This is a genomic window from Phenylobacterium sp., from assembly GCF_036563285.1.
Classification (GTDB): domain Bacteria; phylum Pseudomonadota; class Alphaproteobacteria; order Caulobacterales; family Caulobacteraceae; genus Phenylobacterium.
The window spans coordinates 99463-117683 of the sequence record NZ_DATCMR010000005.1 but is presented as its reverse complement, the minus strand read 5'-3'; the positions used below and the strand labels follow the sequence as shown (position 1 = coordinate 117683).

The following is an 18221-nucleotide window of genomic DNA, read 5'->3' as shown; positions in this document are numbered from 1 at the left end:
GAGCCTAATCCACCCGGGCCTCGATCGTACAGACGACGCCCGTGGGCGCGTACTCGATCGCCGCCCCGCCGTTCAGTTCGCGGGCGAGGCCGCGCTCGATGAGCCGGGCGCCGAAGCCGCGGCGGGTGGGCGGGGCCACGGGCGGGCCGCCCACCTCGCGCCAGACCAGCCGCAGGTCGCCGGCCTCGAAGGTCCAGGCGATGTCCACGTGGCCGCCGGGCGTCGACAGGGCGCCGTACTTGGCCGCGTTGGTGGCCAGCTCGTGCAGCGCCATGGCGATGGAGACGGCGGTCTGCGGCGGCAGGTGCGCGGGCGGGCCGGAGATCCGCACCCGCTCGGCGCCATAGGGCTCGGCCGCGCCGGCCACGATCTCCCCGAGGTCCGCGCCCTCCCAGGTCTGACGGGTGAGGATGTCGTGGGTGCGCGACAGGGCCAGCAGCCGGCTTTCGAAGTCCTCGCGCGCCTGCTCCAGCGAGCCGGCGTTGCGCAGGGTCTGGGAGGCGATCGACTGGATGGAGGCCAGCGTGTTCTTCACCCGATGGTTTAGCTCGTGGATCAGCAGCCGCTGGCGCACCTCGTCGCGCTTGCGCTCGGTGACGTCCGTCTGCACCGAGAGCAGGCGCACGGGCCGGCCGGTCTCGTCGGCGTCGATGCGGCCGCGGTTGTGGATCCAGCGGGTCTCGCCGGTGTCGGGCCGCACGATCCGGTACTCGCGGTCGTAGGACCCGCCGCGGGCGGCGTCCTCCTGGAACCCCGCAGCGACACGGGCCCGGTCATCGGGATGGATACGCTCGAGCCAGGCGTCGGTGTAGGTCCCCACCTCGCCCAGCTCGGGCGGGAGGCCTTGGAGCTGCAGGTATTCCGGCGAGCGGTGGATGACGCCGGTGACCATGTCGTAGTCGAAGCTGGCGATGTGACCGGCCTGCTGGACCAGGCGCAGGCGGGCTTCGTTTTCGCGGAGCGCGGTCTCGGCGCGGGCGCGCTGGACGGAGCTCCAGGTGCGCTCGACCACGGCCTCCATCACGGCGAGGTCCTCCTCGGACCAGGCCCGCGGGCGGGACATGTGAGCGCCAAGCATGGCCACCAGCCGCCCGTTGCGCAGCAGCGGCACGTTGAGGATGGCGACGATGCCCAGCGCGTGAAACGCGGCGGCGGAGCCGGCGGTGAGCGGGTCGGCGCCGACGTCGGCGATGCGGGTGACCTCGCCCCGCCGCAGGGCCGCCACCAGGCCCGGCCCGAAGTCGTCGAAGCGGAACCGCCCGGAAAAGGCCGGCAGGTCGCCCAGGCCAAGGTCGTCCTCGACGGTGACCCACTCGCCCGACGCGTCCACCTCGGCGAACCCGGCGCGGCTGAGGCCCAGGTGCTGGACGAGCAGGCCCGCGGCCTGGCGCTTGATCTCGCGCGCGTCGCCCAGCGACCTCAGGCGCTCGGAAAGCTCGAGCTGGAAGTTGATCCGCCGCTCGCCCACCACCTTGGCCGTGGTCTCGGCGCAGGCGCAGAACATGCCGCCCACCGCCCCGCTCTCGTCGCGCACGGGGGAGTAGGAGAACGTCCACCAGGTGTCCTCCCAGTAGCCGTGGCGGTTCATCCGCAGGTGCAGGTCCTCGCTCCAGGTCGCCGTGCCCGAGAGCGCGGCCTCCACGAGCGGCAGGATGTCGGCCCAGATCTCCGACCAGATGTCCTCGAAGCGGCGGCCCAGCGCGGCCGGGTGCTTGTCGCCGAGGATCACGGCGTAGGCGTCGTTGTAGATGAAGCCGAGCTGCGGCCCCCAGGCCACGAACATCGGGTGGCCGGAGTTCAGCAGCAGGGAGACGGTGGTCTTCAGCGACTGGGGCCAGGCCTCCACGGGCCCGAGCGGGGAGGCGGCCCAGTCGTGGGCGCGCACCCGCTCGCCCATCTCGCCGCCGCCTTCCAGGAAGTCATGGCGCGCAGGCGCCACCGGCTTGTTCAAGGCCACTCATCCCCGCCGTCGAACGCGTTCGACCCCCACCCGAACGCACTGAAGCGGAAAGCGGTCCGGCTTTCTAGGCCCTGGCCTCCGCCGCGGCCGCCGCATCGCCGGCGTCGGCCGCCGCGCGGGCGCGGATGATGTCCTTTGGCAAGGTGATGGCGGCCAGCAGGTAGTGGACGCCGGCCCAGGCGTAGATCAGCAGGTTCCAGACGATGCCCTCGCGGGTGCCCTTGGCCATGGCGAACTTGCACAGCGCGTCCTGGGCCGCGGTCCCGTCGGCCGGTCCCACCCCGCCCGGACAGGCGGCGGTGAAGGCGCCCACGCCGCCGGCGGCGGTGTAGGCGTTGCCCGCCAGGGCGTCGATCACCATGCCGGCGAACGGAGGGCCGAAGCCGAGCGCGATCAGGTTGAGCACGAAGAACAGCACGGCCACGGCCGTGGCGCGCATGCGAACGTCCATGGCGTTCTGCACCACCCCGAAGGTGGGGCCCAGGTAGGTGTAATGCAGCACGCCCGGGATCAGCAGCAGCATGAAGGCCAGCTGCCAGGAATCGCGGGTGTAGGCGAAGATGTAGATGGGCGTCGCCAGGATCAGGCCGATGGCCGGCACCAGCGCGTACCAGCGGGTGCCGCGCTTGGCCGCCTGGTCGGTGAGGAAGCCGCCCAGCAGCGTGCCGGCGCCGTTGGAGATGCCGGCCACCAGGCCCACGTAGAGGCCGACGGTGGCCAGGTTCAGGTCGGCCGGGAACTGGCGCAGGAAGTAGGGCGGCACATAGGCGCCGACGCCGTAGCCCGCGAAGCTGGCGATGGTGATGCCGGCCACCATGTTGGCCATGCCCCAGGAGCCGAACAGGCGCTTGGCCACCGACATGATGGACGGCGGCTTCACCTTGGCGGCCGGCTCCGGCATGGTCGGCGCCCCGGCCTCGGAGGCCTCGCGGCCCAGGGCCGCGGCGGTCTCGGCCTCGCCCTCGGCCACGTGGCGGTCGCTCCAGCCGCGCGGCGGCTCCTTGACGAACAGCTTGATGGCGATGGCCACCAGCACGCCGGGGAGGCCCACGATCATGAAGGCCGCCTGCCAGGAGACGTTCTGGGCGATCCAGCCGCCGGCCACCGCGCCGAACATGGTGCCCAGCGGGATGCCCAGCGAGTAGATCGACAGCGCCGTGGCCCGCTTCTTGGGCTCGAAATAGTCGCTGATCAGGGAGTGGGCCGGCGGCGACAGGCCCGCCTCGCCGACGCCCACGCCGACCCGGAAGAGCAGCAGCTGGACGTAGGAGGTGGCCGTGCCGCAGAGCGCGGTGAAGGCGCTCCAGACCACGATGGCGACGGAGATGATGTTCACCCGGCTGCGGCGCTCGGCCAGCCTAGCGATCGGGATGCCCAGCGCGGTGTAGAGCAGGGCGAAGGAGAGCCCGCCCAGCCAGCCCAGCTGGGCGTCGGTCAGCTTCAGGTCGACCTTGATGGCCTGGCCGATCGTCGAGATGATCGTCCGGTCGATGAAGTTGAAGGTGTAGGCCACCACGAGGAGCGACAGGACGGTGGTCTTGTAGCCTGGGGTGTAGGCCGGCGCACGCGTCCCCCCCGAGCCCTTCGCTGCACGAGCCATGGCGTGTTCCCGTCCCTGTGTGCGCCCTCCCTTGGCGGGAGGGCTGTTTTGAGCGGGAGGTTAGGCGGGGAATGCGGGAGGGGGAAGAGGGCTTACTGGAAGGCGGCTTTGCGCCACTAGGAGACATTGGCATCGGGGCGAATTGCGGACCGTCGGTCCGGCTTACCGCAGTACAAGGCGCCATCGCTTCCCGCCCCACCGTAGCGCTAGGCGTCGTCCCGGAGATAAATTGAAAAAGGCACGGACAGTCCGAGCCAATTGCGCCGGCGTGCAGGCGCGCTCTAGCTTGGGTTCGCCACAGGACAGGAAGACTAGATGACCTTCTCGTTGCATGCCGCGACCATCCCGCCGTACCTGCAGATCCTGGGTTCCGTTGCTCGGCTCGTCGACCGCGCCGAAGCCTGGTGCGCAGAGACGAACACGCCTGCCGAGGAGATCATCACCGCGCGCCTGATCGCCGACATGCTGCCCTTTACCTATCAGGTGAAGTCCACCGCGGAGCATTCCATCGGGGCGATCCAGAGCGTCCGCGATGGCTTCGCCACGCCGAGTCTGGCGATGCCGCCGGCGACCTTCGCCGAGCTCCGGGAGAAGGTCGCCGCCGCCCGGATGGGCCTGGAGACTGTTGACCCCGCCGAGATCGACGGCTTCGTCGGTAAGCCGGTCCGTTTCGAATTTAAGGACGTGAAACGCGACTTTACCGCTGAGAACTTCCTCATCGGCTATGCCCTGCCGAACTTCTACTTCCACGCCGTGACCGCCTACGACCTGCTGCGGGCGCGCGGCGTGCGCCTGGGCAAGCGCGACTTCCTCGGCGATCTGCCCGCGACATCCGCCTAACGCCGGCAGCGGCGCGCTCAGGCGGCCCACCGGCACCCCATTGTTGGGAACCCCTATCTGAGTTCGTTGAAGGTCTCCTTTGCGCCAGCAGCGGACCTTAGCTCCCGGCCTGCAAGTAGACCTTCGCAGGTCGCCGGCCCAGCCGCGCCTGCGGAGGCGCGATGGTGAAGCCGGCGATGACGAGGGAAATGTTGCTTGCGAGCCCTGCCGAGCGTCAGCCCCCGAAACGGGACGTTCCGCGTCAGTCTCGGACCCCCGCCATTCGGAAGCCATTCATCAGCCGGGCCGCGCCTTCTGCGCTATGCACCGGGAAGATCTGACGGATCCGCTCCGCTGACAGTGGACCGGCTACCGCTTCCATGTGCTGCAGCATCCGTTGCGCCTCGTCGGTGGCGCCGGCGAGCGCGGCATTCACTACAAACCCTCCTCGAGACTGCAGGTCTTTCGTGTTCTGCATGGCCCGGCGGGCCCACTGCAGCCCTTCCTGATAATTCTCTTCGAAAAAATAGGACCAAGAAACGCCGCCTTGGGCAGGGCCCAGCAGCGGGTCTAGTGGGCTCAGCCGGATGAAGTGCTGGAACCGCTCGCGCGACACAGCGAAGTCCGCGTGGATGAGTGAAACGAATCCGCCATAGAACCAAGTCTCGGCAAGGTTCTCGTTCAGCGCCAGCGCTCGGTCGATGAGGCCCACCGCGCGCGACGTATCGGCGAACACATAGGCCAAGGCGTGCGCGCAGCCGCAAAGCGCCTCCGGATCATCTCGCGCGTCGGTGAGCGCCCGTTCAATGTATTCGCGCAGCTCCTGCCGTTCGGCGGCGCTGCCTTGCGCACGCCCATAGGCGAGGCGGCCTACGAGCGCGCGCACGATCATCGCCGCTGCCGCTCCGAAGGAGGGGTCCAGCTCAAGTGCTCGCTTGCTGAGGTCGACCGTCCGGCGTGCGTGGGGCGTCTCAACCAGCTTCGAGGTGACCCGCGCCTGCAGGTAGAGATCGTAGGCGTCGAGGTCTTCGGTGGGCCGCTCGGCGGCCCGCGTGAGTTCAGCGCGATCAATGCTCGGCGTTATGGCCGCCACGACCTTGCGCGTGACCTCGTCCTGAAGCTCGAATAGATCGCTCGCCGCCCCGTCGATACGCTCGGCCCACACATTGGCCTGGGTATCGGCGGCGATCAGCTGCGCGCTGATGCGGACCCGGTCGCCGCCTTTCCTCACGGAGCCTTCGAGGAGGTAGCGCACGCCGAGCTCGCGTGCGACGCGGGCCGGTTCCACCTTTTGGCCTTTGTAGGCAAAGCTCGAGTTGCGGCCCACAATCATCAGGTGCTGAAAGCGAGACAAGGCGGTCGTCAGATCCTCTGCGATGCCGTCGGCGAGATATTCCTGCTCCCGATCGCCGCTGAGGTTGACGAACGGGAGCACAGCCAACGATGGCTTGCCGCCCTTGCGGCGAGTAGAGGGCGTCATCGTGGGCTTGCCCGACGATGAGGAGGAGCCCGGCGCCTGCTCAATCCTGCGACGCAGATCCGCGACAAAGGACCGCCAGCGGGGGTCCGTCGCGTCGCCAGACCAGCCGCAGAGATCGGCCGTGTGCGCGAGTTCAAACATGATTGGACGCTTGCACGGCTCGATCACCGCCGGCAGCAAGGCTCCCTTGCGCTCGGCGACGGTGGCTTCAGACCGCACCCACCGGGAACTCACCGACCGAGGCGACCAGAGCACCACTACCGCCTTTGCGCGCTCCAGGGCCTGTTCGATCACGTCATCGAATGGATCACCCATCCGCAGGGCTGCATCCCACCATACACTGCACCCCTCCGCCTCCAGAGCGTCGGCGAACAGGCGGGCCATAGCCTTGTCGTCGTGGCTGTAGGATATGAAGACGTCGGCCACGCAGCGACCCCGAGACACTTGCGCGAACTACGAGGTTCCCGGCGGTCCAGTGTCAACACCACCCCCGCAGCACGGCCTCCGTCCTGGCGCTTCGCGGGCTCCTGAACCGGCTGTCGCGCGGCCCCCGCAGGTGAGTGTGGACGCACTCCCCGCCGCCGGTAAGCTGCCCTTAGGGGCGGAGAACGAATCTTGGCGACAAGGGATACGTCCGGCGGCACTACACCGCCGAGGCCGCGGATCGCGTTCACGGCGGGAGTAACGGGTCACCGGAAGCTCGAGCCGGCCTCCGCCGCGGCCGTTCGGCAACGCGTGGAAGCGGTGCTCACCGCGCTGCAGGCCGGCGTGACGGCGGTTCACCAGCAGGAAGCGAACTGGTACGCGCCTGCGCCCCTGCGTCTCGCCGTCGTCTGCGCACTCGCCGACGGCGCCGACCAGCTGGTAGCTGAAGCCGGCCTTGCTGCAGGGTTCGAGCTGCATGCCGTCCTGCCGTTCGATCGGGACCTCACCCGTCGCGACCTTGTAGAGGCGGGCTCGGACGGATTCGGACGCCTGTTGGCCCGAGCCACCCGGACCTTGGAGCTGCCGGGGACCCTTGCCGACAAGGAAGCGGCATACGCGATGGCGGGCCGCGCTATCGTGGCCCACTCGACCGTGCTGATCGCCGTTTGGGATGGGCTCGCCGCCCGCGGCCCTGGTGGAACGGCAGAGGTGGTCGCGGGCGCGCTGGCCGCGGGGACCCCCGTGGTGCACGTGCCGCTGCAGGCTCACCATCCGCTTCGCGTTCTCTGGCGCGGCTTCGACCCGCTGGGGTCGCACGAGCTTGACGCGGCGCCGTCGCGCCCGCTCGGCGCCCTGCCGCAGGTGCTCACCACCGTGCTCGCCCCGCCAGCAGACCCCGCGGAGCGGCGCGCCCTCGCAGATTATTTCGCCGAGCGCCAGCGCCGCGTCCGTCATCGCCTGGAGTTTCACCTCCTGCAGTGGGTCACCGGGGTGCGCGCGCTTCGCCGCCGCGACATCAAGGTGCCGCCCTACGCGCAGATCACGGCGGAGGAGTGGTCGTCCTTTCGCGCGCGGTGCGCCACAGGAGAGGGAGTCATTGCTCAGCTCGACGAGCTCGAGGCGGCATACAGTTGGGCGGACGGGCTGGCCCAGCACTTCGCCCAGTTTCACCGCTCCGGCCATGTCTTCAACTTCGTCGTGGGTGCAGCCTCTGTGCTCATCGCGCTGGCGACCTTGCTCTGGCCGGCTGGCAAGGCGCCCCTGGCCGTGACGGAGACGCTGCTGATCCTCGCGATCATCGCGAACACGCGCGCAGGCACCGCGAGCGCTTGGCAGCGCCGCTGGCTCGACTACCGCCAGCTCGCCGAGCGCCTGCGCCCCCTGCGCAGTCTCTCCCTCTTGGGCATCGCGCGGCCGCAAGTCGCCGACAACGCCCATTTACGCTGGACGGACTGGTACTCAGCCGCGGCGTGGCGCGCTGTCGGCCCGCCCGCCGGTAAGCTGGACGGCGCCGGCGCCGCCGCGCTCGCGCACGCGCTCGCCGAAGAGGAGCTCGCCCCGCAGGTCGCCTACCACCGCGCGAGCGCGCACCGCGGCGAGCAGCTCGACCACCGCCTGCACATCGCCGGAACCTGGCTCTTCGGTCTCACTCTGGCCGGGTGCATAGTCCTGCTGGCGAGCCTCGCCCTTTTTCCGCATTGGACGAAGGAGAACGCCAAGTTGTTCGTCGCTCTGTCGGCAGGTCTCCCCGCCGTGGGGACGGCGATCTTCGGGATCCGGATGCAAGGCGATTTCAGCGGCACCGCGCGCCGCAGCCTCGTCACGGCGGCCAAGCTCGAAGCTATCGCGGTCGAGGTCCGCAGAGGCGGCCCGCCCGGTCGGCAAGCGAGCCTCTTCGAGACTGCGTCGGCGGCTATGGTCTCTGACCTCGACCAATGGCGACAGGAGCATGCCAAGCACGAGCTCATGCTCCCGTAGCCGCTCGGGAGCTCCGCACCGCCGGCCGAGGGGACCTTCCGAAGGTCCCTTAAGAGCCACAAGCCGACCTTGGCCCTCCCGCCAGGCACGTTCCCATTTTGTTCTTGACTGCGGCGCGCGTTTTCGGCACTTTTCCGGCAGCGTGGGATGCTGCGCCCTTAGGCCGGGTCTGCGCTTGAGGTTCTGACATTTTGGCGACGGCTTGAGGACTTGGCGCCGCCCGCTTTGCGGGCGGCGTTTTCTTTTGGGGGCGGGGGGCGGCTTGCCCCCTCCACCGCCCGCTCTTCGCGGCTGCGCCGCTCGGCGGGCGGTCCCCCTCCCGCCACCGCTGCCGCGGTGGGGGAGGTGAGGGGCGCGGGTGCGGCGGCTCGCCCCCTCCACCACCCGCTCTTCGCGGCTGCGCCGCTCGGCGGGTGGTCCCCCTCCCCCGTGAACGGGGGAGGAAGGTCGCCGCCGCTCACTTCTGGAGACATTGCGATGGACGAGGAGCTTCAGGCGTATCTGGAGCCGGAGGGGCTGCGCCGGCGGCGGACGAAGTACATCTGCTATTCGGACGAGGTGGCGCGGGCCTTCCTGAGGCGGATCATCTCGGGGGAGGCGGTGATCTCGATCTGCCGCGATGCGGAGATGCCGTCGGAGATGACGCTTCGGCGCTGGCGCAAGCAGATGCCGGAGTTCGCGCGGCGGATGGACCTGGCCAAGCAGGCGTCGGGGCGGCTGTTCAAGGAGGGCGGGCAGACCATCTTCTGCGAGGCCACGGCGGCGATGATCTTCGACCGGCTGCTGGACGGGGAGGGGCTGAAGTCGATCTGCCGCGATCCTGCGATGCCCAGCCTGCACGCGGTCTACCGCTGGCTGCGCGAGCGGGAGGACTTCCGCGAGGCCTACCGGCTGGCGCGCACGGTGCAGGGCGACGCGCTGGCGGAGGAGGGCTGGACGCTGGCGCGGGCCGGCACGCCGGAGACGGCGTTCCTGACCCACGTGCAGCTGACCCACCTGCGCTGGTACGCCGGCAAGCTGGAGCCGCGGCGGTGGGGGACGGTGAAGGCGGTGGAGGCCGAGCCGGAGAGGCCGGCGGGGCCTGCGGCCGAGCCCGGCCACGGCGACGGGCCGGACGGGGTGAAGCTCTACGAGGTCCGGTACATCTACGACCTGGCGACCGGGGAGACGCGGCCGACGGGGGAGGAGCCGAAGCTGCTGCAGTACGGGGTGGCAGGCGACATGCGCAAGACCGAGTACGCCCTGGAGCAGGAGCGGCGGAGCGCCGATGCGCGCAAGGCGTACGGGGAGGCCGGCGTCGCGTCGCTGGAGGCAGGCGTGGCGGTGAACGGCGTCCCGCAGGCGCGGTTCTATCCGGCCTGGTACGCCGAGCTCTATCCCGACGAGATGCGGCAGAAGGAGATGAAGGAGGCGGCCGACGCGCAGGCGCGGGCCAGGCGCGAGGCGGAGAGCGCCGCCTTCTGGGCCGCCAAGGGCGTGGATCCGCAGTGGTGAGCGGGGGGCTTCAAGAGACGCAGTCCTCGCGGATGGTGCGCCGCGCCAGCCAGAAGCAGGCGAAGGCGGCGAAGCCGAACAGGGTGGAGAGGATCAGCGCCCACTTGACGCCTGAGGCCAGCGCCGGCGCGCAGGTGGCCTTGGCGACGCCGGCGGCGGCCTTGCAGGCCTGGACGTCGAGGCCCGTGCCCTGCAGGGCGTAGTTGGCGCCGGCGTCGGAGAGCGCGCCCACGAACAGCGGGCCCAGCCCCAGGCCGATCAGGTTGATGACCAGGAGCAGGATGGCCGCGGCGGTGGCGCGCATGTGCGGCGGGACCACCGACTGGGCGGTGCCGTAGACGGGTCCGTACCAGAGCGTGCCCAGGAAGGCGTTGAAGGCCAGGCAGACGAAGGTGACCACGGCGTCGCCCTGCCACAGGCCGTAGATGTAGATGGGCATGGTGACGAGGCTGGCGACCGCTGGGGTCACCATGTAGGCGCGCAGGTCGGCCTTGCCGAACTTGTCGGCGATCCAGCCGCCGGAGATGGCGCCGATGGCGCCGGCGGTGCCGATGACGATGCCCAGGCCCAGGCCCACCAGGCCGCGCGACTGCATCTGGAAGCCCAGGACGTCGCCGACGGTCTGGGCGAGCCCGGCCACCTGTTCGGTGTGGTTGCGGAAGAAGTAGGGGGCGTGGAAGGGCGAGTGGCCGTAGCCGATGAAGGCCTTGATGGCGGCGGCCACGGCCATCAGCCAGAAGGTGCGCTTGCCAGCGAGGTAGCGGACGGTCTGGCTGAAGGTGGCGCTGGCGGCGGCGACCTGCCCGGCGTGCCGGGCCATGATCCGGCGCGGCTCCTTGAGGGTGAAGATGGCCAGCACGGCGAAGAGCAGGCCGGGCGCGCCGGCCACCAGGAAGGCGGCGCGCCAGCCGTAGGCGTCGGCCACCAGGCCCCCGAAGATCAGGCCCACGAGCGTGCCGATGGGCGTGCCCATGGAATAGAAGGCGAGCGCCGAGGCGCGCTTCTCCTTGGACACGTAGTCGACGATGAGCGAGTGCGCGGGGGGCGTGCAGCCGGCCTCGCCCGCGCCGACGCCGACGCGGAACAGGGCGAGCTGCCAGAAGCTGCCGGCGGTGGCGCAAAGGGCGGTGAAGCCGCTCCAGACGGCGACCGCGGTGCCGATGATGACGGGGCGCGACTTGCGCTCGGCCAGCTGCGCGATGGGCAGGCCCAGCACCGTGTAGAAGACCGCGAAGGTGAGGCCGCCGAGCAGCCCCAGCTGGGTGTCGGACAGGTGGAGCTCGTGCTTGATGTCCTCGGTGAGGATGTTGAGCACCTGCCGGTCGAGGAAGTTGATGATGTAGATGCCCAGGAGCAGCCACATGGCGTAGCTGGTGTAGGCCTTCGAGAAGGGGGCGACGTGGACGGGTGTGGCGGGCGCAGCCATAGGCTCGCCGGGCGCGGTGACCTCGGCCATCGGACTTCCTCCTCCCGAACGGTGATCTTCTTTTTGTTGGCCGGCAGTCTAGACCGGAGGGGCAAGGCTTCGGCAAGAGAACAGTCCGGACACGACGGCGTGAGGAGGCGGCGGCCATGGAACTGGTGATCGGGACCAAGAAGTGGTCGAGCTGGTCGATGCGGCCGTGGCTGGTGGCCCGGCGCGGCGGGTTCGAGTTCACCGAGACGCTGATCCAGCTGCGGGAGGCGGAGGCCACGGAGGCGGCGATCCTGCCGCATTCGCCGAGCGGCCTGGTGCCGGCGCTGAAGGACGGCGGGCTGACCGTGTGGGACTCGCTGGCGATCTGCGAGTACCTGGCGGAGAAGAAGCCGGGGCTGTGGCCGGCCGATCCGGCGGCGCGGGCGCTGGCGCGGGCGGCGGCGGCGGAGATGCACTCGGGGTTCTCCAGCCTGCGCGGGGAGTGCCCGGTGGACCTGACGGCGGAGCCCACGACGGCGAGCCTGTCGGAGGCGACGGCCAAGGACATCCGGCGGATCGTGAAGCTGTGGAACGAGCTCCTGGCGCGGTTCGGCGGGCCGTTCCTGGTGGGCGACTGGTCGATCGCCGACGCCTTCTACACGCCGGTGGCGACGCGGTTCCGGACCTATGGGGTGCGGCTGTCGGACTACGGGGACGCCGGCGCTGCGGGGGAATACTGCGAGCGGCTGCTGGAACAGCCCGAGTTCCTGGCGTGGGAGGCCGACGCGCGGTGAAGGCGGCCGTCCTGCTGCGGGCGGTGAACGTGGGCGGGCGCCAGCTCGCCATGGCCGACTTCAAGGCGGCGCTGGCGGAGCTGGGCTACCCGGGCGCGGCGACGCTGGGGGCGGCCGGCAGTGCGGTGGTGGAGGCGCAGGCCGCGCCGTCGGAGGCGGAGCTGGAGCAGGGGCTGTCGAAGGCGCTGGGGCCGCTCGAGGTGTTCGTCCGGAGCGGGGCGCAGCTCAAGGCGGTGCTGGCCGCCAACCCGTTCGCGGAGATGGCCAAGGCGGATCCCGCGCACCTGCTGGTGGTGTTCCTGAAGGGCCAGCCGTCGGCGGCCGGCGTGGCGGCGCTGCAGGGCAGGATCGTCGGGCGCGAGACGGTGGCGGCGGGGCCGGGCTGCCTCTACGCCGGCTATCCCGACGGCGTCGGCCGATCGAAGCTGACGATGGCCGTCGTGGAGCGTGCGCTGGGCCTGCGCGGGACGGCCCGAAATTGGAACACCGTCGGCAAGCTGACAGAGCTTCTGGGCGATTAGCCAAGCTTCTCAATAACTAAGCTTGGCCGTGCGGATTTTTTTACGACTTATTTATGGCTAAGTTTAGGCAATAAAACCAACAGCTTAGCCGGTAAGCCACTGATTTAAGGCGGTTTGTAGCGTCGCCATCGGGAACTCCACGGTTAAGCCCGAGTTTCCTTGCCGATCCGCACGGGGGCAGTCGAACCCGGGGCGGTCACAGCTAGGAACCGAGGATCTCCCCATGCTCAAAGCCTACGTCTTCGCCCAATCCAAGATCGCCGACGTCAAGGACCACTTCCGCGCCCTGCAGGAAGATGAGAGCGGCGCGGCCATGATCGAATACGCCCTGATGGTCGGCCTGGTGGCCATCGTCGCCATCGCCGCGTTCACCACGCTCGGCACCAACCTGATGAACCGCACGACGGACATCGCCAACAAGATCACCCGCATCAGCTAAGGCCTTTTTTCCTAGGGGGAATTCTCCATGCGTAGCGTGGGTCTGGCGCTTCTGGCGCTCTCACTGGTGCTCGGTGCGGTCGCCGTCTGGGGGCTGCGCAACTTCAGCAGCGCCCAGGCCGTGCCGGCCCCCGCTACGCCCATGGCCGCCATGACCACCGTCGTGGTCGCCTCGCGGCCCATCTCGTTCGGCGAGGCCATCGGACCGGGCGTGCTCAAGGCGCAGCCCTGGCCGGCCAACGCCGTTCCGCCGGGATCCTACCGCTCCGTGCAGGAGCTGACGTCGGCGCAGCCCAGGCTGGCGCTGGCGCCGATCGCCGCCAACGAGCCCATCCTGCCCACCCGCATCAGCGGGCCGGGCGGTCGCGCGACCCTGTCGGGCGTGATCCGCACCGGGATGCGCGCCGCCACCATCCGCATCGACGACGTGATGGGCGTGGCGGGCTTCGTCCTGCCCGGCGATTTCGTGGACGTGCTGGTCACCCGCCGCGAGGGCCAGGACTCCTCCGCAACCATGCGCACCGACATCCTGCTGGAAGGCGTGCGCGTGCTGGCCGTCGACCAGACCGCCAGCGACAACAAGAACGATCCCCTGGTCGCCAAGGCCGCCACCATCGAGGTGAGCCCGGGCCAGGCGCAGAAGCTGGCGCTCGCCGGCCAGGTGGGCACGCTGTCGCTCGCCCTGCGCAGCACCCAGGACCCGCTCAGCCCGAACCAGGACGTCCGCACCATCCGCACCAGCGACCTGCGGGTCGCCGGCGCCGGCCAGTCGGCCGCGGCCTCCGATCGCCCCCGCGTCACCCGCGTCGCGAGCCGTCCGGCCGCCTCGGGTCCAGAAATCAAGGTGTTCCGGGCGGGCGAACCGACGGCTGTGCGCGTTAGGGCTGAGTAGGAGCCCGCACAGCCGAGCTTCAGAAACTTCTCAGGGGGAACTTTCGATGGGGACGAAACGGAACGCCGGGCTAGCGGCCCTTCTGCGAGGAGGGGTCGCTTTTGCGTGCGCGCTCACGCTGGCCGTCCCCTCTCCCGCAGTGACGCAAGGAAGGGCCAGGGCCAGCCAGCCCGCGCCGTCGAACGGCGCGGTGAGGGTCGTCCGGGCGGATGCCTCCGGATATGGCGGACAACTGGCGTTGCCGATCGGCGGTTCCCGCATCCTGCGCTTCGATCGCGCGATCGGCCGGGTGCTGCTGGGCGAGCCGAAGGTGGCCGACGTGGTGCCGCTGTCCGACCGCACGCTCTATGTGCTCGGCAAGGCGGCCGGCGCGACCAACCTCACGGTCCTGACGGCGGAAGGCTCCACGCCCATCGCCACCATGGACATCCGGGTCGGCTACGACCTGGACGACATGAACCGCGCCTTCTCCGACCTGATGCCGGGCGAGCCGATCCGCGTCTCGGCGCGCGGCGACGCGGTGGTGCTGACCGGGACGGTGAGCTCCTCGACCGTGGCGGCCCGCGCCCAGGCGCTGGCCGAGAGCTACGCGCCGGAGCGGGTGGTCAACCTGATGAGCGTGAAGGCCGCCGAGCAGGTCATGCTCTCGGTGCACGTGGCCGAGGTGCAGCGCACGGCGCTGAAGCAGCTCGGCTTCACCAACATCACCGCCATCTTCGAGAACGTGCCGGGCGCGGACGCGCTGTCCGCCCTGCCGCAGCTCACCAGCAACCCCGATGCCCTGGCCAACATCCTCGGCATCACGCCGATCGGCTCGAACATCGGCGTCGAGGCGCTGTTCGAGGCGCTGGAGCGCAAGGGCATGGCCACGACCCTGGCCGAGCCGAAGCTGACGGCGCTGTCGGGCGAGACCGCCGTGTTCTTCGCCGGCGGCGAGTTCCCGGTCCCGGTGCCGCAGCAGATCAACGCCGACAACAGCACCTTCACCATCGAGTACAAGCAGTACGGCGTCAGCGTCGGCTTCACGCCGACGGTGCACGGCGACACCATCAACCTGCTGGTGGCGCCGGAGGTGAGCGCCCTCGACCCGGCCAATTCGGTCGTCCTCCAGAGCTTCCGGATCCCGGGGCTGACCACGCGGCGGGCGAAGACGACGGTCGAGCTGAAGAACGGCCAGAGCTTCGCCATCGCCGGCCTGATCCGGCGCGACTTCGCCAACAACTTCCGCGGCCTGCCCGGGCTCGCCGACGTCCCGATCCTGGGGGCGCTGTTCCGCTCGACCGGCTTCCAGAACAACGAGACCGAGGTGGTGATCATCGTCACCGCCCACCTGGCGGCGCCGACCGACCGCTCGACGCTGTTGCTGCCGACCTCGACGACCCGCGCCACGAGCGAGCTCGACCAGCTCCTCACCGGCCGCGTCGACAAGCCGGTGAACGGGCCCGCGCCGAAGACGCGGCCCACCTCGATGCAGCCGGCCGGAGGGCGCGCGCAATGAGAACCCTGATCCGCCTCGCCGCCGCAGCGGCGCTCGCCACCCTGGCCGGAGCCTGCATGAGCTCCTTCGACCAGGACTGGGGCAGCCTCGAGCGCACCGACGCGCCGCTGGGCGCGAACTTCGGCCTCGCCGTGGCGAGCATGGACAACCAGATCATCGACCCCACGCCCGCCCTCGGCCCGCCGGAGACCTCCGGCGCCAAGGCGGCGGCCGCGATCCGCCGCTACGAGCGCGGCCGCGTGCGCCAGCCGCAGCAGGGCACGTCCGCCTTCATGGGCACGGACGGCGGCGGGGATGAGGACAGTGGCAGTGGCAGCGGCGGCGGTGGCGGCCCCAGCGGGGGCGGCGGCGGCGGCGCAGCGAGCGGAGGACCCAGGCCATGAAGAACGAACGGCACGTGCTGGTGATCGGGGCCGACCCCGACCTGATCTCGGCGGTGGGCGCGGCGGTCCGCGGCCTGCGCAACATCAGCCTGGAGATCGGGCGAAGCGACAGCGTCCGGACCCTGTCGGGCAAGGCGGCCGGCGCGGCCGCGGTGGTGATCGAGGTGGATCCGCAGGCGTCCGACGGGCTGGACAACTTCCAGCGGCTCGCCTGGACCGCGCGCGAGCGGGCGGTGATCGCCGCCGCCAAGGGCGCATCCGGCGAACAGGTGCGGGCGCTGTTCCGGGCGGGCGCGGCCGACGTGCTGACCGGCCCGTTCAGCGGCGAGGCCGTGCGGGCCAGCCTGACGGAGGCCATGCAGGGCCAGCCCGCGATGGGCGCCATGAACGGCGGCGTGATCTCGGTGGTGAAGGGCTGCGGCGGGGCCGGGGCCACGACCCTGGCGCTGAACCTCGCGGCGCTGCTGACCCGCGGCGACGGCAAGCGCGGACGGCCGCCGCGCAGCACCGCGGTGCTGGATCTCGACCTGCAGTTCGGCGACGCCTCGCTGGCGCTGGACGTGGCGCCGCGCAGCACGGTCATCGACCTGCTCCGCGCTCAGCAGCGGGTGGACGCGCGCTTCCTGGATTCGGTGATGACCGACCACGCGAGCGGGCTGAAGCTCCTGGCGGCCCCGCCATCTGTGGTGCCCCTGGACGCCATCAGCGGCGACTTCGCCATCGACCTGATCGAGCATTCCACGACCATCTTCGAGCGCACCATCATCGACCTGCCGAGCTCGTGGACCGACTGGACCCTGCCGGTGCTCGCCCGCTCGGACATGATCCTGCTGGTCACCACCTCGACGGTGGCCGGCGCGATGGGCGCACGCCGGGTGCTGGATGCGCTGGGCGAGGCCGCCGTCCAGCGGCCGATCATGCTGGTGCTGAACAAGGTCAACGGCGTCATCGACGCGCTCGAGAAGCCCACCCGGATCGGCAAGACGCTGGAGATGGGCGTCGACGCCGGCCTGCCGCTCGACCCGGCGGTGGTGAGGGCGTCCGACCGCGGCGAGCTCGTGGTGGACGCCTTCCCGAAGTCGAAGATCGCGCGCGACCTGTGGCCCGCGGCCGCCAAGCTCGACGGGCGGCTTGAAGCCCTGAGCGCCGGCCTGGCGTTCACCGAGATCGCCGCATGAGGCTGTCCTTCGCCGCCGCGCCGGTCACGCCTGCGGTCCGCACCAAACTGGAGCCGGCCGAGCCGCGCTACTTCGGCGCGCCGGACGAGGACGATCAGGACGACGGCTACTTCGAGCTGAAGACCTCGATGCACCGGCGGCTGATCGAGCGGATGAACCTCAGCGGCCTGTCGCAGCGGCCGCCGGAGACCGTCCGCCAGGAGGTGGCCGAGCTGGTCACCACGATCCTGAAGGAGGACGCCCGTCCGCTGAACTACGACGAGAGCCAGCGGCTGATCGACGACCTCATGGACGAGCTCCTGGGCTTCGGTCCGCTGGAGCAGCTGCTGCGCGACCCCGACATCTCGGACATCCTGGTGAACACCCACCGCGAGGTCTACGTCGAGCGGTACGGCCAGGTGGAGCTCACCAAGGTGCGTTTCGCCGACGAGCACCACCTGATGCGGGTGATCGAGCGGATGGTCGACAAGGTCGGCCGGCGCATCGACGAGAGCCAGCCGATGGTGGACGCCCGCCTGCCGGACGGCAGCCGGATCAACGCCGTGGCGCCGCCGGTGGCGGTGGACGGGCCGCTGCTGTCGATCCGCCGGTTCGCGCGGATCCCCTACGACTTCGAGCGGCTGGTGGCGAACGGCACCGTGGACCAGACCTGCGCCGAGGTGCTCAGGGGCCTGGTGGCCAGCCGCTTCAACATCCTGATCTCCGGCGGCACCGGCACCGGCAAGACGACGCTGATGAACGCCATGTCGCACGGCATCGGCCCCAGGGAGCGGATCGTCACCATCGAGGACGCCGCCGAGCTGCAGCTGCAGCAGCGGCACGTGGCGCGCATGGAGACGCGGCCGGCGAACATCGAGGGCCGGGGCGAGATCACCCAGCGCGACCTGGTTCGCAACGCGCTCCGCATGCGGCCCGACCGGATCATCGTCGGCGAGGTCCGCGCCGGCGAGGCGTTCGACATGCTGCAGGCGATGAACACCGGCCACGACGGCTCGATGACCACGGTGCACGCGAACACGCCGCGAGACGCGCTCGCCAGGCTCGAGCAGATGGTGGCCATGGCGGGGCTCGACCTGCCGCCGCGAGCGATCCGCACCCAGATCGCCAGCGCCATCGACGTGGTCATCCAGCTGAAGAGGTTCTCCGACGGCACCCGCCGCGTCGTCTCCGTGCAGGAGATCGACGGCATGGAAGGCGAGGTGATCATCATGCAGGAGATCTTCCGCTACGAGCAGACCGGAGTGGACGAGGCCGGCCGGGTGCAGGGCCGCTTCGTCTGGACGGGCCTGAGGCCCGGATTCCTCGAGACCTTCCGGGCGGTGGGCGTGTCCCTGCCCGACGGCATGTTCGCGTGAGGCCGCCGCG

15 protein-coding genes are annotated in these 18221 nt (G+C 70.3%); 11 read left to right on the top strand and 4 right to left on the bottom strand.

Going from position 1 to position 18221, the window contains the following annotated elements; translation table 11 throughout:
* Positions 1-4: 4 nt before the first annotated feature.
* Both VIL76_RS03780 and VIL76_RS03775 read right to left on the bottom strand, forming a co-directional pair.
* Positions 5-1951 (bottom strand): PAS domain-containing sensor histidine kinase, encoded by a 1947-nt coding sequence (locus VIL76_RS03780; protein ID WP_332043659.1) that lies wholly within the window; start codon positions 1949-1951, stop codon positions 5-7.
* 73 nt (positions 1952-2024) lie between these two features.
* A complete protein-coding gene (locus VIL76_RS03775) occupies positions 2025-3560 on the bottom strand; it encodes an MFS transporter (RefSeq protein WP_332043658.1) in 1536 nt (511 codons plus the stop codon).
* A gap of 315 nt (positions 3561-3875) precedes the next feature.
* On the opposite strand from VIL76_RS03775, the gene VIL76_RS03770 reads away from it, so the two are divergent.
* The gene (locus VIL76_RS03770) at positions 3876-4400 is read left to right on the top strand and encodes a DUF1993 domain-containing protein (protein ID WP_332043657.1); all 525 of its coding nucleotides are present in this window, start codon (positions 3876-3878) and stop codon (positions 4398-4400) included.
* Between the two features lie 241 nt (positions 4401-4641).
* Here VIL76_RS03770 and VIL76_RS03765 read toward each other — a convergent pair whose 3' ends face one another.
* On the bottom strand, positions 4642-6285 hold the full coding sequence (locus tag VIL76_RS03765; protein WP_332043656.1) for a TIR domain-containing protein: 1644 nt from the start codon (positions 6283-6285) through the stop codon (positions 4642-4644).
* Between the two features lie 309 nt (positions 6286-6594).
* On the opposite strand from VIL76_RS03765, the gene VIL76_RS03760 reads away from it, so the two are divergent.
* Entirely contained in the window at positions 6595-8262 is a 1668-nt protein-coding gene (locus VIL76_RS03760) for a DUF4231 domain-containing protein (protein ID WP_332043655.1), read from the top strand.
* Positions 8263-8739: 477 nt separating this feature from the next.
* Complete coding sequence (locus tag VIL76_RS03755) at positions 8740-9756, top strand: hypothetical protein (RefSeq protein ID WP_332043654.1); 1017 nt, start codon at positions 8740-8742, stop codon at positions 9754-9756.
* A 10-nt stretch (positions 9757-9766) separates the two neighbouring features.
* Here the strand turns inward: VIL76_RS03755 and VIL76_RS03750 are convergent, their stop codons facing one another.
* On the bottom strand, positions 9767-11212 hold the full coding sequence (locus VIL76_RS03750; protein WP_332043653.1) for an MFS transporter: 1446 nt from the start codon (positions 11210-11212) through the stop codon (positions 9767-9769).
* Between the two features lie 116 nt (positions 11213-11328).
* Between VIL76_RS03750 and VIL76_RS03745 the strand changes: the two genes are divergently transcribed.
* The 8 genes from VIL76_RS03745 (at position 11329) to VIL76_RS03710 (ending at position 18211) form a co-directional block, all read left to right on the top strand.
* Positions 11329-11946, top strand: a complete 618-nt coding sequence (locus VIL76_RS03745) for a glutathione S-transferase family protein (protein WP_332043652.1) — start codon at positions 11329-11331, stop codon at positions 11944-11946.
* Positions 11943-12467, top strand: coding sequence for a DUF1697 domain-containing protein (locus VIL76_RS03740; protein ID WP_332043651.1), 525 nt, complete (start codon positions 11943-11945; stop codon positions 12465-12467). Before VIL76_RS03745 ends, VIL76_RS03740 begins: the two co-directional genes overlap by 4 nt.
* A gap of 223 nt (positions 12468-12690) precedes the next feature.
* Positions 12691-12906: a Flp family type IVb pilin gene (locus VIL76_RS03735; protein ID WP_332043650.1), complete on the top strand. Its 216-nt coding sequence runs from the start codon at positions 12691-12693 to the stop codon at positions 12904-12906.
* 27 nt (positions 12907-12933) lie between these two features.
* Positions 12934-13797 carry a Flp pilus assembly protein CpaB gene (gene cpaB, locus VIL76_RS03730; RefSeq protein ID WP_332043649.1) on the top strand — a complete coding sequence of 288 codons (864 nt, stop codon included), beginning with the start codon at positions 12934-12936 and terminating at the stop codon, positions 13795-13797.
* A 238-nt stretch (positions 13798-14035) separates the two neighbouring features.
* Complete coding sequence (locus VIL76_RS03725) at positions 14036-15295, top strand: type II and III secretion system protein family protein (protein ID WP_332043648.1); 1260 nt, start codon at positions 14036-14038, stop codon at positions 15293-15295.
* The gene (locus VIL76_RS03720; protein ID WP_332043647.1) at positions 15292-15678 is read left to right on the top strand and encodes a hypothetical protein; all 387 of its coding nucleotides are present in this window, start codon (positions 15292-15294) and stop codon (positions 15676-15678) included. Before VIL76_RS03725 ends, VIL76_RS03720 begins: the two co-directional genes overlap by 4 nt.
* Positions 15675-16856 carry a hypothetical protein gene (locus VIL76_RS03715; protein WP_332043646.1) on the top strand — a complete coding sequence of 394 codons (1182 nt, stop codon included), beginning with the start codon at positions 15675-15677 and terminating at the stop codon, positions 16854-16856. Before VIL76_RS03720 ends, VIL76_RS03715 begins: the two co-directional genes overlap by 4 nt.
* Positions 16853-18211 carry a CpaF family protein gene (locus VIL76_RS03710; RefSeq protein WP_332043645.1) on the top strand — a complete coding sequence of 453 codons (1359 nt, stop codon included), beginning with the start codon at positions 16853-16855 and terminating at the stop codon, positions 18209-18211. The genes VIL76_RS03715 and VIL76_RS03710 overlap by 4 nt, the downstream gene beginning before the upstream one ends.
* The last annotated feature ends 10 nt before the right edge of the window (positions 18212-18221 follow it).

Coding starts and splice junctions, on each gene's coding strand:
- VIL76_RS03775 (WP_332043658.1), bottom strand. CDS start 3,560: ATGGCTCGTGCAGCGAAGGGCTCGGGGGGGACGCGTGCGCCGGCCTAC.
- VIL76_RS03770 (WP_332043657.1), top strand. CDS start 3,876: ATGACCTTCTCGTTGCATGCCGCGACCATCCCGCCGTACCTGCAGATC.
- VIL76_RS03755 (WP_332043654.1), top strand. CDS start 8,740: ATGGACGAGGAGCTTCAGGCGTATCTGGAGCCGGAGGGGCTGCGCCGG.
- VIL76_RS03750 (WP_332043653.1), bottom strand. CDS start 11,212: ATGGCCGAGGTCACCGCGCCCGGCGAGCCTATGGCTGCGCCCGCCACA.
- VIL76_RS03745 (WP_332043652.1), top strand. CDS start 11,329: ATGGAACTGGTGATCGGGACCAAGAAGTGGTCGAGCTGGTCGATGCGG.
- VIL76_RS03735 (WP_332043650.1), top strand. CDS start 12,691: ATGCTCAAAGCCTACGTCTTCGCCCAATCCAAGATCGCCGACGTCAAG.
- cpaB (WP_332043649.1), top strand. CDS start 12,934: ATGCGTAGCGTGGGTCTGGCGCTTCTGGCGCTCTCACTGGTGCTCGGT.
- VIL76_RS03720 (WP_332043647.1), top strand. CDS start 15,292: ATGAGAACCCTGATCCGCCTCGCCGCCGCAGCGGCGCTCGCCACCCTG.
- VIL76_RS03715 (WP_332043646.1), top strand. CDS start 15,675: ATGAAGAACGAACGGCACGTGCTGGTGATCGGGGCCGACCCCGACCTG.
- VIL76_RS03710 (WP_332043645.1), top strand. CDS start 16,853: ATGAGGCTGTCCTTCGCCGCCGCGCCGGTCACGCCTGCGGTCCGCACC.